Origin of the sequence: Pantoea sp. DY-15, assembly GCF_019795935.1 — a bacterium.
In the GTDB taxonomy this organism is placed as follows: Bacteria; Pseudomonadota; Gammaproteobacteria; order Enterobacterales; family Enterobacteriaceae; genus Pantoea; species Pantoea leporis.
Genome location: NZ_JAIMIF010000003.1, coordinates 407836 through 420978, shown reverse-complemented (window position 1 = coordinate 420978; position 13143 = coordinate 407836). Strand labels below are relative to the sequence as shown.

12 protein-coding genes are annotated in these 13143 nt (G+C 57.3%); 5 read left to right on the top strand and 7 right to left on the bottom strand.

Annotated elements, in window-relative coordinates; genetic code table 11:
- Nucleotides 1-84 precede the first annotated feature (84 nt).
- From yeiB to K5Y32_RS14535, 3 genes are all read right to left on the bottom strand, one after another.
- On the bottom strand, nucleotides 85-1245 hold the full coding sequence (gene yeiB, locus K5Y32_RS14545; RefSeq protein WP_101763713.1) for a DUF418 domain-containing protein YeiB: 1161 nt from the start codon (nucleotides 1243-1245) through the stop codon (nucleotides 85-87).
- Nucleotides 1246-1298: 53 nt separating this feature from the next.
- The gene (gene folE / locus K5Y32_RS14540; protein ID WP_049852430.1) at nucleotides 1299-1964 is read right to left on the bottom strand and encodes a GTP cyclohydrolase I FolE; all 666 of its coding nucleotides are present in this window, start codon (nucleotides 1962-1964) and stop codon (nucleotides 1299-1301) included.
- 117 nt (nucleotides 1965-2081) lie between these two features.
- The gene (locus tag K5Y32_RS14535) at nucleotides 2082-3209 is read right to left on the bottom strand and encodes a YbfB/YjiJ family MFS transporter (protein ID WP_222184714.1); all 1128 of its coding nucleotides are present in this window, start codon (nucleotides 3207-3209) and stop codon (nucleotides 2082-2084) included.
- Between the two features lie 99 nt (nucleotides 3210-3308).
- On the opposite strand from K5Y32_RS14535, the gene K5Y32_RS14530 reads away from it, so the two are divergent.
- The 3 genes from K5Y32_RS14530 (at nucleotide 3309) to fghA (ending at nucleotide 6267) form a co-directional block, all read left to right on the top strand.
- Complete coding sequence (locus tag K5Y32_RS14530) at nucleotides 3309-4220, top strand: LysR family transcriptional regulator (protein WP_101763711.1); 912 nt, start codon at nucleotides 3309-3311, stop codon at nucleotides 4218-4220.
- A gap of 67 nt (nucleotides 4221-4287) precedes the next feature.
- Nucleotides 4288-5412 carry an S-(hydroxymethyl)glutathione dehydrogenase/class III alcohol dehydrogenase gene (locus K5Y32_RS14525; protein ID WP_064739274.1) on the top strand — a complete coding sequence of 375 codons (1125 nt, stop codon included), beginning with the start codon at nucleotides 4288-4290 and terminating at the stop codon, nucleotides 5410-5412.
- A gap of 12 nt (nucleotides 5413-5424) precedes the next feature.
- Complete coding sequence (gene fghA / locus K5Y32_RS14520) at nucleotides 5425-6267, top strand: S-formylglutathione hydrolase (RefSeq protein WP_222184712.1); 843 nt, start codon at nucleotides 5425-5427, stop codon at nucleotides 6265-6267.
- Between the two features lie 208 nt (nucleotides 6268-6475).
- Here the strand turns inward: fghA and K5Y32_RS14515 are convergent, their stop codons facing one another.
- From K5Y32_RS14515 to yieE, 4 genes are all read right to left on the bottom strand, one after another.
- Nucleotides 6476-7261 carry an ABC transporter ATP-binding protein gene (locus tag K5Y32_RS14515; protein ID WP_222184710.1) on the bottom strand — a complete coding sequence of 262 codons (786 nt, stop codon included), beginning with the start codon at nucleotides 7259-7261 and terminating at the stop codon, nucleotides 6476-6478.
- Nucleotides 7261-8340 (bottom strand): iron ABC transporter permease, encoded by a 1080-nt coding sequence (locus K5Y32_RS14510; protein ID WP_222184708.1) that lies wholly within the window; start codon nucleotides 8338-8340, stop codon nucleotides 7261-7263. The genes K5Y32_RS14515 and K5Y32_RS14510 overlap by 1 nt, the downstream gene beginning before the upstream one ends.
- A gap of 162 nt (nucleotides 8341-8502) precedes the next feature.
- The gene (locus K5Y32_RS14505) at nucleotides 8503-9969 is read right to left on the bottom strand and encodes an amino acid permease (RefSeq protein ID WP_222184707.1); all 1467 of its coding nucleotides are present in this window, start codon (nucleotides 9967-9969) and stop codon (nucleotides 8503-8505) included.
- A 136-nt stretch (nucleotides 9970-10105) separates the two neighbouring features.
- Nucleotides 10106-10972, bottom strand: coding sequence for a DNA-binding transcriptional regulator YeiE (yieE, locus tag K5Y32_RS14500; RefSeq protein ID WP_101763706.1), 867 nt, complete (start codon nucleotides 10970-10972; stop codon nucleotides 10106-10108).
- Nucleotides 10973-11148: 176 nt separating this feature from the next.
- Here yieE and K5Y32_RS14495 point away from each other — a divergent pair, with 176 nt between their 5' ends.
- Nucleotides 11149-12195, top strand: coding sequence for a YeiH family putative sulfate export transporter (locus K5Y32_RS14495; RefSeq protein ID WP_222184705.1), 1047 nt, complete (start codon nucleotides 11149-11151; stop codon nucleotides 12193-12195).
- 57 nt (nucleotides 12196-12252) lie between these two features.
- The gene (gene nfo, locus K5Y32_RS14490; RefSeq protein WP_101763704.1) at nucleotides 12253-13098 is read left to right on the top strand and encodes a deoxyribonuclease IV; all 846 of its coding nucleotides are present in this window, start codon (nucleotides 12253-12255) and stop codon (nucleotides 13096-13098) included.
- Nucleotides 13099-13143: the final 45 nt, after the last annotated feature.

Below are 13143 nucleotides of genomic sequence, written 5' to 3'. Positions count from 1 at the left end.
AGGGCATGTGAAACGACTACGTGAATCACGTCACAGCAATGAAAACGGTTACATACAATTCTGCAACCTTTGTGATGAACATCATTATCTGAGCGAGGAGGAAGGATCAGCTTTTCCCGCGGCAAGACGTGTCAGTTTGCGCCAGATCCACTCCATTGGGCCTTGCGGGAAGACGCGCAGCCACAGTACGGAAAACAGGATATTAACCAGCCAGATAGCCGGTACAAAGGCCAGCAGCTGCAGTCGATCGAACCTGAGGAACAGATCAAAGCGGTAGAACAGCGTGGTGCAAATCAGCGTCTGTAACAGGTAATTGCTCAAGGCCATGCGGCCAACGCATTGAATGGCGTAGCTGACACGCGTTGACGCAATTTGCGGCCAGAATCCCAGGCAAAGTGCGGCATAACCGAGGCTGATAAACGGACTGGCGAGATCGCGCGGCACCTGCAGGAAAAAGCCGGTCCAGCGGAATTCCCAGCCAATCATCCACTGCGCGGCGATGCCGGGAATGGCGATCAGCCAGCCGATAGTCAGCAGCAGCGCCGCCGAACGGCGATAGTGCTGCACGCTAAATTGCCCGCTGAGCCAGCCGCTGCGCATCAATGCCGCACCAATCAGCATCAAACCCGCCAGCTGCCAGCCATATTGCGATGCCAGCGCCATCAAGCCGGATGACAGATGATCCAGCCGGTTCTGCACCGCTTCCCAACCGCCGAGCAGTTTCCAGTAGCTTTCATACTGCAGGTCCGCCGCACCCGGCAGCCAGGATCGCGTGGGATTGGGGCTGGAGACCGCGCCGAAAATCAGCAGCACGCCGCAGCCGACCAGATAGAGTAATGCGCCGGTTTGTAACAAAGCGCGGTCGGAAGGCACATCACGCAGCATGCGCCAGATAATCAGCCCAATCAGGCCATAATCCAGCAGGATGTCGCCTTCCCAGAAAAAGATGCCGTGAATGAAACCGAGCAGCACCAGCAGCGTCAGACGCGCCGACATCCAGCGGCTGCCGCGCGGCGCCTGCATATAAAGGCCGGCACCAAACAGCAAGGCAAAGAGCGTGAGGAATTTCAGCTGCGCCAGGCCATCCATGATTGCCCACGTCCAGGCATCAGACGTAGCAGCCTCACCGCGCCACGCCGGATTGAGATAGGCGGCCGATGGCAACGCAAAGCCGACAATGTTCAGCAGCAAGATGCCGAGAATGGCGCAACCACGAATGAAATCCAGCGCGAGATAGCGTTGCATCGAGTGCCCTGACGGAGAGAGGAAATCGGGCAACAGGCTGTTGCCCAAACAGATTAGCTGTGACGAACCGCGCGCAAAAACTCCTGACGCGTGTTCTGGCTGGATTTGAACAAGCCACCCAGCGAGGTGGTGGTGGTGGCGCTGGTAGCATCTTTTACGCCACGCGCTTTCACGCAGTAATGCACCGCATCAATTGACACCGCAACGTTATTGGTGCCAAGCAGCGTTTGCAGCGCCACCAGCACTTGCTGCGTCAGGCGCTCTTGCACCTGCGGACGCTGGGCAAAGAACTGCACGATACGGTTGATTTTCGACAGGCCAATCACTTTCTCTTTCGGGATATAGGCCACGGTGGCTTTACCATCGATAATCACAAAGTGGTGTTCGCAGGTGCTGGTCAGCGTGATATCACGCACCGTCACCATCTCATCCACTTTCATCTTGTTTTCGATGACGGTGATTTTCGGGAAGTTGGCGTAATCCAGACCTGAGAAAATCTCATCCACATACATCTTGGCGATGCGGTGCGGCGTCTCCATCAGGCTGTCATCTTCCAGATCCAGGTTCAGCAGCTGCATGATTTGCGTCATGTGGCCGGCAATTTCGCGTTTACGCGCGGCGTCATCCATTTCACGCACCGGGGCGCGTAACGGCGTTTCCAGACCACGCGCCAACAGCGCTTCGTGAACCAGGGCGGCTTCCTGACTTAAGGTGCTCATTTACTCTTCTCCGACAGGTGATGCGCCCGCGGGTTTTCGCCCACGGGGGAAATTCTGAGCGCGTATTGTGAAATACTCCGCGCCCTTAATCCAGTAATCATTCTGATAAGCTTTTCATCACGTGCGGCGACGTAAAACCAGCATTCCCGCAAGGATTAAGCTGGCGCCCGCCACCCACAGCGCCGGTTCCAGTTGATGCCACAGCATGCTGGAAATCCACGACAGCAGCGGACCACCTAGTTGCCCGACCGCATAACCGGTGGTGAGCAAACCGGCAAGATAGCGCGCATGCTGCGGTGCCAGCTCACGCCCATATTGCAGCGTCAGTTGCACCACACACAGGAAGCCGCCGCCAATCAGCGCCGCACCCAGCATCAGGCCGTTTAAGCCGGGCAGCACAATCGCGGCGATAACGCCCAACGCCTGCGCCCACAGCACCATCGCCAGACGCACATGGCTGCTGCCCCAGTGACGCGTCAGGATGCCTAACACGATGCCGATCACCGCCGCGCCACCGAACACTGGCCAGACGAACTGGGCAAAGGCGCTGTCAGGAAAACGCGCCGCCGCCATTTGCGACATAAAGGTGGCGGGCAGAATGTAGCCAAAGCCGGCGAGGCTGTAGCTCAGTACCAATCGCTTAAGATCGCCATTCAGCACCAGCGGCGATGCAGCTTGATTGGGACGATGCAATTGACCAGTACGCGGCAGGAAACGCGCAATCGCGGCAATCAACAACAGCGCCAGCAAACCGTAAGCCGCCCACGCAAAGGCCGCGCTAACACCGCTGGCGTGCAGCGCCACCGCCAGCATGCCGCTGATAAAGATGCCGGTGCCGGGTCCGGCAAATACCGCCGCCAGCAAGCCCGGACGTCCGTGATGATGCAGCTGATCGCTGGCCCATGCCGCCAGCAACACCATCGCCCAGCCGCTGGCCCAGCCAATCAGGAAACGAATCAGGCCATGTAACCACGTACCGCTGACGCAGGCCGAGAGCAGCGTTAAAATCACTGCGCCCCACACGCCCGCCTGTAAACGCCACTCGACGCGGTTGCGCGCGCGCATCGCATCAAACGAGCCAAACAGATAACCAAGATAGTTGAGTGCCGCCACCAGGCTGGCGCTGGTGAGCGTCAGTTGATGGTCATGAATCATCAGCGGAACCTGCGGCGTAAAAGCAAATCGCCCAATCCCCATCGCAACCACTAAACTTAAGAACGCGCTAAGCGCGACACGAAACGCCATACCGACCTCAGGATGTTTTATCACTTGTCACTAGCATGCATGACGTTTAAACTCACGGAAAGTGAATAATACTAACCAAGTTGTTTACGAGAAGAGAATATGGATTTAGTACAGCTCCGCATGTTTTGCTCCGTGGCCGAATCCGGTTCGCTGGCCCGTGCCGCCGAGCAACTCCATCGCGTACCTTCCAATCTCACCACGCGTCTGCGCCAGCTGGAAGATGAAATTGGCGTTGATCTGTTTATTCGTGAGAAGCAACGCATTCGCCTGTCGCCGATGGGCCACAATTTTCTTAACTATGCGCAGCGCATCCTGGCATTGAGCGATGAAGCGCTGAACATGGCGCGCGCCGGTGAGCCGGGCGGTAACTTCGCGCTCGGTTCAATGGAGAGCACCGCCGCGACGCGCCTCCCTGCCCTTTTGGCGGCCTATCACCAGCGTTTTCCGGCGGTGGAGCTGTCGCTGATCACCAATACCTCCGGTGAAATCATCGACAAAGTGCGCGAAGGCACGCTGGCCGCCGCGCTGGTGGATGGCCCGGTGGCACACGACGATCTCAATGGCTGCATTGCCTTTAATGAGCAGATGGTGCTGATCACCAGCCCGGAGCATGCGCCGATTGCCAGCGCGCGCGATGTGCAAGGCGACACGCTGTTTGCTTTCCGCAACAGCTGTTCCTACCGGACCAAGCTGGAAGCCTGGTATCGCGAAAGCCAAACCGCGCCGAGCAGCGTGATGGAGATACAGTCTTACCACGCGATGGTGGCGTGTGTGGCCGGCGGCGCGGGCGTGGCGATGATTCCCGCCTCGGTGCTGGCACAAATGCCGGCGCGCGCACGCGTGCAGGAACATGCGCTACCGCCTGCTTACCGCGATACCGCCACCTGGCTGATGTGGCGACGCGATGCGTTTACACCCAATGTGGAAGCGCTGAAATACTTGATTATTGAACTGTTTGACGATCGCCCGGTTAACGACGAGTTGCGGCATCCGCTGCACGTTGCCGAGTGAGTTTCTGTTTTATCGACATCACGACCATCGGGGCCACTTACCCCGCATCTACAGGAAGAGGGATTGCATGAACATGATTAAAACCCGCGCCGCCGTTGCCTGGGCAGCTGGCGAACCGCTGAAAATCGAAGAAGTGGATCTGATGCCACCGCAAAAAGGTGAAGTGCTGGTGCGCATCGTGGCCACCGGCGTGTGCCACACCGATGCTTACACCTTGTCGGGACAAGATCCGGAAGGCGTATTCCCGGCGATCCTCGGCCACGAAGGCGGCGGCGTGGTGGAAGCAGTGGGTGAAGGCGTGACCAGCGTGGCCGTCGGCGACCACGTGATCCCGCTTTATACCCCAGAGTGCGGCAAGTGTAAGTTCTGTCTTTCGGGCAAAACCAACCTGTGCCAGGCGATTCGCGCTACCCAGGGCAAAGGTTTGATGCCAGACGGCACCACCCGCTTCTTCAAAGACGGCAAGCCGATTTTCCACTACATGGGCACCTCAACCTTCTCTGAATACACCGTGGTTCCGGAAATCTCGCTGGCGGTGATCAGCAAAGAAGCGCCTCTTGAAGAAGTGTGCCTGCTGGGCTGCGGCGTCACCACCGGCATGGGCGCGGTGATGAACACGGCCAAAGTGAAAGAAGGCGATACCGTGGCGATCTTCGGCCTCGGCGGCATTGGTTTGTCGGCGATTATCGGCGCGAAGATGGCGAAAGCCGGTCGCATCATCGGTATCGATCTCAACACCAGTAAATTCGATCTGGCGCGCAAACTGGGTGCAACCGATCTGATCAACCCGAAAGATCACGATAAACCGATTCAGGATGTGATCGTTGAACTGACCGACGGCGGCGTCGATTTCTCCTTCGAGTGCATCGGTAACGTTAACGTGATGCGTTCGGCGCTGGAGTGCTGCCACAAAGGTTGGGGCGAATCAGTGATTATCGGCGTGGCTGGCGCGGGCCAGGAGATTTCTACCCGTCCATTCCAGCTGGTGACCGGTCGCGTATGGCGTGGTTCCGCTTTTGGTGGCGTTAAAGGCCGTTCACAGTTGCCGGGCATCGTGCAGGATTACCTCGACGGTAAATTCGCCCTGAACGATTTCATCACCCATAACCTGCCGCTGGAAGAGATTAACGACGCCTTTGATCTGATGCATGAAGGGAAATCCATCCGTACGGTGGTGCATTTTACTAAGTAATCAGGAGACGTTATGGCTTCCACTTTGGAGCTGTTAGAAGAGCATCGCATCTTTGGTGGCTGGCAGCAGCGCTGGCGTCATCAGTCGGCGGTGCTGAACTGTCCGATGACCTTCAGCATTTTTCTGCCGCCGCCGCAGAGTGACGCACCGCCGCCGGTGGTGTGGTTTCTCGCCGGATTGACCTGCAGCGATGAGAACTTCACCACCAAAGCCGGCGCACAGCGCGTGGCTGCGGAGCTGGGTTTGGTGCTGATTATGCCAGACACCAGCCCGCGCGGTGACGATGTGGCGAACGACAGCGGTTACGATCTCGGCCAGGGCGCAGGTTTCTACCTCAACGCCACGCAGCAGCCGTGGGCGGCGAACTTCCGCATGTTCGATTACCTCAGCGCGGAGCTGCCGGAGCTGGTGGCGGATAACTTTAAGCTGAGCGATCGTCAGTCGGTGATGGGTCATTCAATGGGCGGACACGGTGCGCTGGTGCTGGCATTGCGTCTTGGCGGACGTTTTGCGTCGGCTTCTGCCTTCGCGCCAATCGTCAATCCTACCGAAGTGCCGTGGGGCCAGAAGGCCTTTACCGCTTATTTGGGGGAAGATCGTCAGACGTGGCGTGAATGGGATAGCTGCCTGTTGATGCGTGACGTGGAACAGCGCTTGCCGATTCTGATTGATCAAGGGGATAGCGATCAGTTCCTCGCCGATCAGCTGCGTCCAGAGCGACTGGAAGCGGTGGCGCGTGAGCAAAGTTTCCCGCTGGAGTTACGCATTCAGCCGGGATATGACCATAGCTACTTCTTTATCGCCAGCTTCGTGGAAGACCATCTGCGTTTCCACGCGAAGCATTTGTTGGTGTGATTGTGCTGGTTGTTCCAGATCTTGCTGGCTGCCCCCCATCCCGGCCTTCCCCCGTAAACGGGGGAAGGAGATGCTGCCACATGCAGCTTCAATACTCACATATGGCAGCATCTTCCTCCCCCATTAATGGGGGAGGACCGAGGAGGGGGACAACGTGCACCTAATGAGGGGGACAGCGTGCACCATATGGGGGACAGCGTGCACCCAACTACACCAACGTCTCCGCCAGCCCGTCGATCATCACCTGCGGCATACCGCGTGAGCAGTGCTCGATACGGCCGCGCACCCCATACACCTGCGCAAGCGTCTCCGGCGTAATCACCTTCGACGGCTCGCCGTCCGCCAGCAGATTGCCATCCTTCAGCATCAGCGCGTGATCCGCATGACGCAGCGCGATGTTGATATCGTGCACCACCACCACCGTCACAATATTGCGCAACCGGGTTTCACGACGCACCAGATCCATCACGTGGAACTGGTAGTTAAGATCCAGCGCGCTGAGCGGTTCATCCAGCAGCAACAGTTCCGGACGCCGAATCAGCGATTGCGCCAGACCCACCAACTGCTTCTGCCCGCCCGATAGCTGATCGAGATAGCGCATGGCTAAATGCGCGATGCCGAGCTGCTCGAGTAGATGCATGATCTCCGCTTCGCTCGAGGCGCTGTGCAAGCCACCCGACGCACGCTGCGCCACGATAATCGACTCCAGCACGTGCAGATGCACGCCCGCCGGCAAACTTTGCGGCAGATAAACCACACGCTGCGCCCGGCGCGCAAACGGCTGGCTCATCAGCTCCTCACCGTTCAGCCACAGCTCGCCCTGCCCTTTGCCCAAGCCGGCCAGCGCGCGCAACAGCGTCGATTTGCCGCAGCCGTTGGGGCCGAGCAACACGGTGATTTTGCCCTGCGGCAGTTCCGTCACGTTGAGATCGTCAATCACCTTGCGCTTCGGGTAACCGGCGGAGAAATGCTTCAGACGTAATCCCTGCTCCATTACACCGTCCCCCGATGACGCAGAATAATGCTGAGGAAGAACGGCACGCCGACCAGCGACGTCACAATTCCCACCGGAATGATCACGCCGGGAATCAGGTTTTTCGACGCCACCGAAGCCAGCGACAGCACCAGCGCACCGACCAGCGCGCTGGCTGGCAGGTAATAGCGGTGATCTTCACCAAACATCATGCGCGCAATGTGCGGCGCGACCAGACCGATGAAACCAATCGGGCCGACAAACGCCACCGCCAGCGCGGAGAGAATACTGATGCGCAGCAGCGTCGCCAGGCGCAGACGGCGCACGTCGATACCAAAGCTCACTGCACGATCTTCGCCGAGGCGCAGCGCGGTCAGCTTCCAGCTGCTGAGCATGGAGAACGGAATCAGGATGGCAAAGGCGGCGGTTAATACGCCGAGTTTTTCCCACGAGGCGCGCGCGAGGCTGCCCATGGTCCAGAACACCAGGCCCTGCAAGGTATCTTCGCTGGCGATGAACTGCATCATTGAGACTAATGCGTTAAAGGTGAATACCAGCGCGATACCAAACAGCACCACGCCAGAGGTCGAAACTTTGGTCCAGCGCGTCACGCCATCCAGCATTAAGGCGGCAAACAGCGCAAACACAAACGCGTTGGCGGAGATAAACCACTGATCCGGCACGCCGGGAATGCCGATACCGAGGACGATTGCCAGCGCGGCGCCAAAGGCCGCCGCCGACGAGACGCCGAGCGTAAACGGGCTGGCAAGCGGGTTATTCAGGATGGTTTGCATCTCTGCACCGGCGAGGCCGAGCGAGAAGCCCACCACCACCGCCATTAATGCGTACGGTAAACGGATATCCCAGACAATCACGCGCGTGCCCGCATCGACCGCATCGGGATGCGTCAGCGTTTGCCATAAGGTTTCGAGGGAGAGCCCAGCCGGGCCGAGCGTGAAATCAAGAATCACTGACGCCAGTATCGCCAGCACCAGCACGCCAATTAATATCAGTCGCTGGCGCAGTACCTGACGATAGCGCGTCATGGTATCGGTTTCGAGGCCGTTTTCCGCCAGCAGTGTGGCGTCGGTGGTACGCATTGTTCTACCCGTTTCTTGTCGAAATCATAACGGCAGCCACAATAGTGCAGGTGATAATAATTATCAATTCAATCTGAGTAACAAAATCCAAAAAAAAGTGCGCATAATTGCGCACTTTGCAGGATTGTCGTATCGCCATTAATGGCAACCTTCACACAACAATCACTCTTTAAACGTCGGGAATTCCATCTCGCTGTATTTCACAAAGCGCGAGCCGCGTGTCAGCTTGTAGCCCAACCAAATCACCAGGAACAGCGGCAGACCAATATAGGTCGCGGCCACGCCATACCAATCAATGCGGTCGGCAAGGAACGCCTGATAGTTCTGCCCCAGCGTAATGATCAGACACAGAATGAAGGCGAAAATCGGTCCCAGCGGGAAGAAGCCCGAACGGTACGGCAAATCGGCCAGATTGTGACCCTGAGCGATATAACCGCGACGGAAACGGTAATGGCTAATAGCGATACCCAACCAGGCAATAAAACCGGTCATGCCTGAGGTGTTCAGTAGCCACAGGTAAACTTCCTGGTTACCAAATTTCGAGCTCAGGAAGCACAATCCCGCCACCACAGTGGTAGCAATCAGCGCGTTACGCGGGACGCCACCTTTCGAGAGCTTGCCGAAAATGCGTGGCGCTTTACCTTCGCGTGCCAGGTTGAACAGCATACGCGTTGAGGCGTACATGCCGGAGTTACCCGCCGACAGCACCGCCGTCAGAATCACCGCGTTCATTACCGCCGCCGCCGAGAGCAGACCGGCATTCTGGAACACCAGCGTGAACGGGCTGATGGCGATATCGGTGACATCGTTATGCAGCAGCTTCGGATCGGTGTACGGCAGAATCAGGCTAATGATCAGAATAGCGAAGATATAGAACAGCAGAATTCGCCAGAATACCTGACGCACCGCGCGCGGAATGTTCTTCGCCGGATCCTCAGATTCACCGGCCGCGATACCGATCAGCTCGGTGCCCTGGAAGGAGAAGCCAACGATCATCGCCACGCCTATCATCGCGGCAAAACCACCGGCGAACGGCGCTTCGCCCACGGTCCAGTTATGCCAGCCGGCGTTTTCTGCGCCGCGCAGGATGCCGGTGATCATCAACACGCCAACCACAATAAAGATGATGACGGTGGTCACTTTGATCAGCGAGAACCAGTATTCCGCTTCGCCGAAGCCTTTGACTGAGATGTAGTTGAGCAGGAACATCAGGCCAAGGAACAGTGCGCTCCAGATCCAGCCGGGCGTGTCCGGGAACCAGTAGTTCATGACGAGCTGCGAGGCGACGAGGTCAACGGCGATGGTCACCGCCCAGTTGTACCAATAGTTCCAGCCCAGCGCGAAGCCGAAGCCTTCTTCAACATATTTTGAACCGTAGGTGGAGAAGGAGCCAGAAACCGGCATAAAGGCCGCGAGTTCGCCGAGGCTGGTCATCAGGAAGTAAACCATCAGGCCGATGAGCGCATAGGAGAGTAGCGCGCCGCCGGGTCCGGCCTGAGAAATGGTGGCACCCGAGGCGACAAACAGGCCGGTACCGATGGAACCACCAATGGCGATCATGGTGAGATGACGCGCTTTTAATTCACGGCGCAATCCAGGTTGTTGTGTTGTTTTTGAGTCATTATGCATGTGTAAACGCTATGCTGGATAAAAATGAGGCGAGATTGTAGCAGCTAGCCCCAAGCTGTATAGCATTCACGTCGGGTTATTAGTTACCTTCATGATCGGCCGGGAATTATTAGCCGCAGCGTGATCAGCGCTGTGATTATTCACGGCAATACGACAGGAAACGGCTTAAAGCTTTGGACACATGCTTCTGTCGATGATGGATGCGATACAGCGTGCGCGTCAGGCGCGGCAATGGGATCGCGACTTCCACCAGCGTGCCGGCTTCCAGCAGATCCTCAATCACCCGCCGCGACAAACAGCTGATGCCCATGCCGTGACGCACTGCGTGTTTAATTGCCTCTGAGTTGCCCAACTCCATGCCGAGCTGAAACTGCGGCAGATGCGACAGCAGCAGATAATCAACGATCTCGCGCGTGCCTGAACCGCGCTCGCGTAGAATCCACGGCGCGGCGGCGAGCGCTTCCAGCGTAATCGGCTGCTGCAGGATGGCGGCATCCGGCGCGGCAAACACCACCAGCTCATCTTCCAGCCACGGCTCGCTGATAATATCCAGCTCGTGGCACGGACCTTCGATCAAACCGATATCGACGCGAAAATCCGCCACCGCATTAATCGCATCCTGACTGTTACCGACGCTCAGCTCCAGCGGCAACGCGGGGAAATCGCGGCGATAGGCGGCGATCATGCCCGGCAGCAGGTAATTACCGATGGTGCTGCTGGCGAACAGGCGAATCGCCCCGTTATCTTCCTTAAACAGCTGTTCGATTTCGCCCGCCTGCTCCATCAAACCCACGGCGCGCGGATAGAGTAAACGGCCATGCTCATTCACCACCAGTCGCTTACCGACGCGGTCAAACAGCTGCACACCGAGTTGGTTTTCCAAATCTGCTAACGCGGCGCTCACCGCCGACTGCGACAGCGCCAGTACCTGCGAGGCCTGCGTCGTCGAGCCGCTCTTCAGCACTTCGGTAAACACTTCAATCTGGCGCAATGTGATGTGCATACGGTTTCCCTTATATTACTTATTGTGGTTAATTATAAATATATTATCAATTTTACTTTTATACCAGCGCAGCGCACGCTTAGGGCAGAGAGAGATGGTTAGAAGGTCGCCATGAATGGCGACCCTACAGGGTTTTGTAGGGTGCGCATTTATGCCGGCCCATCGAGGAGAAGAGTATGGCTGAGTTAAGTGTCAATAAAACCCCGTTTCATCTACATCACTGGCTGCCTGGGTTGCTGCTAACCATCGCAATTGCAGGTACAGCGGCGTGGTTAAGCAATCAGTCTTGGTTGGCCGGGGCCGGATTCGGTGCGCTGACGTTAGCGATTATTTTGGGCATCGTGCTCGGTAACACCCTTTATCCGCAGATGGCCGGCGCCTGTGACAGCGGCGTAATGCTGGCGAAACAGCGCTTGCTGCGCCTCGGCATCATCCTGTATGGCTTTCGTATTACCATACAGCAGATTGCTGATGTCGGTCTTAGCGGCGTATTGATTGATGTGATGGTTCTCAGCTCCACTTTCCTGCTGACCTGTTTTATCGGCATTCGTCTGCTGAAGATGGATCGCGAAACCGTGTGGCTGATTGGGGCGGGCAGCAGCATTTGTGGCGCGGCGGCGGTGCTGGCGAGTGAACCTATCGTTAAGGCTGCGCCGTCAAAAGTGGCGGTGGCTGTTGCGACTGTGGTGCTGTTTGGTACCCTCGGTATCGTGCTCTATCCGCTGCTGTGGTCGCTGCTGCCAAACGTCAGCGCGGAACATTTCGGTATCTTCACGGGTTCGACGTTGCATGAAGTAGCGCAGGTCGTTGCGGCAGGACACGCGATGGGTGCCGAGGCCGAAAACACCGCCGTGATTGCCAAAATGCTGCGCGTGATGATGCTGGCGCCGTTTTTACTGATTCTCGGCAGCTGGCTGAAACGTCAGCGTAACCAACGCGCAGAGTCATCCTCGGCGGTGAGCTTCCCGTGGTTCGCGCTGCTGTTTATTGTGGTGGCGCTGTTTAACTCGCTGCATCTACTGCCTGCCAATATTGTTGGCACACTGAATCAGCTGGCAAATCTGCTGCTGGCGATGGCGATGGCGGCGCTGGGTTTAACCACACGTTTCAGTGCCTTAAAGCAGGCCGGTTTGAAACCGCTGCTGCTCGGCTTGATAATGTTTGGCTGGTTGATCGTTGGCGGCGGAGCACTCAATGTGCTGGTGCAACATTTCATGGCGTAACCGCATCCGCTATGATGGGCAGCTTTGCAGCAGCAATCGCCCAATCAGGAGAGCGGCATGAAATATATCGGCGCACACGTCAGTGCATCAGGCGGCGTGGACCAGGCAGTTATCCGTGCCCACGAACTCGAAGCCACAGCCTTTGCGCTGTTCACCAAAAATCAGCGCCAGTGGAAAGCCGCACCGCTGTCAGGAGAAGTGATCGATGCGTTCAAAACCGCCTGCGATCGCTATAACTTCACCTCCGCGCAGATTCTGCCGCACGATAGCTATCTGATTAACCTCGGCCATCCGGTGATGGAAGCGCTTGAGAAATCGCGCGAGGCTTTCCTCGATGAGATGCAGCGTGCCGAGCAGTTGGGTTTGACCTTGCTGAACTTCCACCCGGGCAGCCATCTGAAGCAGATTGAAGAAGAAGCCTGCCTGAAGCGTATCGCCGAATCGATCAACATCGCGCTGGATAAAACCAGCAGCGTGGTGGCGGTGATCGAAAACACCGCCGGTCAGGGCAGCAACCTCGGTTTCCGCTTCGAGCACCTCGCCACCATTATTGAGCACGTGGAAGATAAGTCGCGCGTTGGCGTGTGCATTGATACCTGCCACGCCTTTGCGGGCGGTTACGATCTGCGTACCGAAGAAGCCTGCGCCGAGACCTTCAGCGACTTTGAGCGCATCGTTGGTTTCCAGTATTTGCGCGGTATGCACCTGAATGATGCCAAGAGCACGCTGGGCAGTCGCGTTGACCGCCATCACAGTCTGGGTGAAGGCAATATTGGCAAAACGGCGTTTAGCTGGCTGATGAAAGATAAACGTTTTGACGGCATTCCCATGATTCTGGAAACCATTAATCCGGATATCTGGAAGGATGAGATTGCGTGGTTGAAGTCGGAGCAGCAGGGTTAAATATCTGATTAAAAAAAAGGGAGCCGCAGCTCCCTTTTTTATGTC

Bases quoted from the DNA above. Each gene is read 5' to 3' on its own strand.
- K5Y32_RS14495 (WP_222184705.1), top strand. From the start codon at position 11,149: ATGGCTGAGTTAAGTGTCAATAAAACCCCGTTTCATCTACATCACTGG.
- K5Y32_RS14510 (WP_222184708.1), bottom strand. From the start codon at position 8,340: ATGCGTACCACCGACGCCACACTGCTGGCGGAAAACGGCCTCGAAACC.
- K5Y32_RS14525 (WP_064739274.1), top strand. From the start codon at position 4,288: ATGAACATGATTAAAACCCGCGCCGCCGTTGCCTGGGCAGCTGGCGAA.
- yieE (WP_101763706.1), bottom strand. From the start codon at position 10,972: ATGCACATCACATTGCGCCAGATTGAAGTGTTTACCGAAGTGCTGAAG.
- K5Y32_RS14515 (WP_222184710.1), bottom strand. From the start codon at position 7,261: ATGGAGCAGGGATTACGTCTGAAGCATTTCTCCGCCGGTTACCCGAAG.
- K5Y32_RS14535 (WP_222184714.1), bottom strand. From the start codon at position 3,209: ATGGCGTTTCGTGTCGCGCTTAGCGCGTTCTTAAGTTTAGTGGTTGCG.
- folE (WP_049852430.1), bottom strand. From the start codon at position 1,964: ATGAGCACCTTAAGTCAGGAAGCCGCCCTGGTTCACGAAGCGCTGTTG.
- fghA (WP_222184712.1), top strand. From the start codon at position 5,425: ATGGCTTCCACTTTGGAGCTGTTAGAAGAGCATCGCATCTTTGGTGGC.
- K5Y32_RS14505 (WP_222184707.1), bottom strand. From the start codon at position 9,969: ATGCATAATGACTCAAAAACAACACAACAACCTGGATTGCGCCGTGAA.
- K5Y32_RS14530 (WP_101763711.1), top strand. From the start codon at position 3,309: ATGGATTTAGTACAGCTCCGCATGTTTTGCTCCGTGGCCGAATCCGGT.
- nfo (WP_101763704.1), top strand. From the start codon at position 12,253: ATGAAATATATCGGCGCACACGTCAGTGCATCAGGCGGCGTGGACCAG.
- yeiB (WP_101763713.1), bottom strand. From the start codon at position 1,245: ATGCAACGCTATCTCGCGCTGGATTTCATTCGTGGTTGCGCCATTCTC.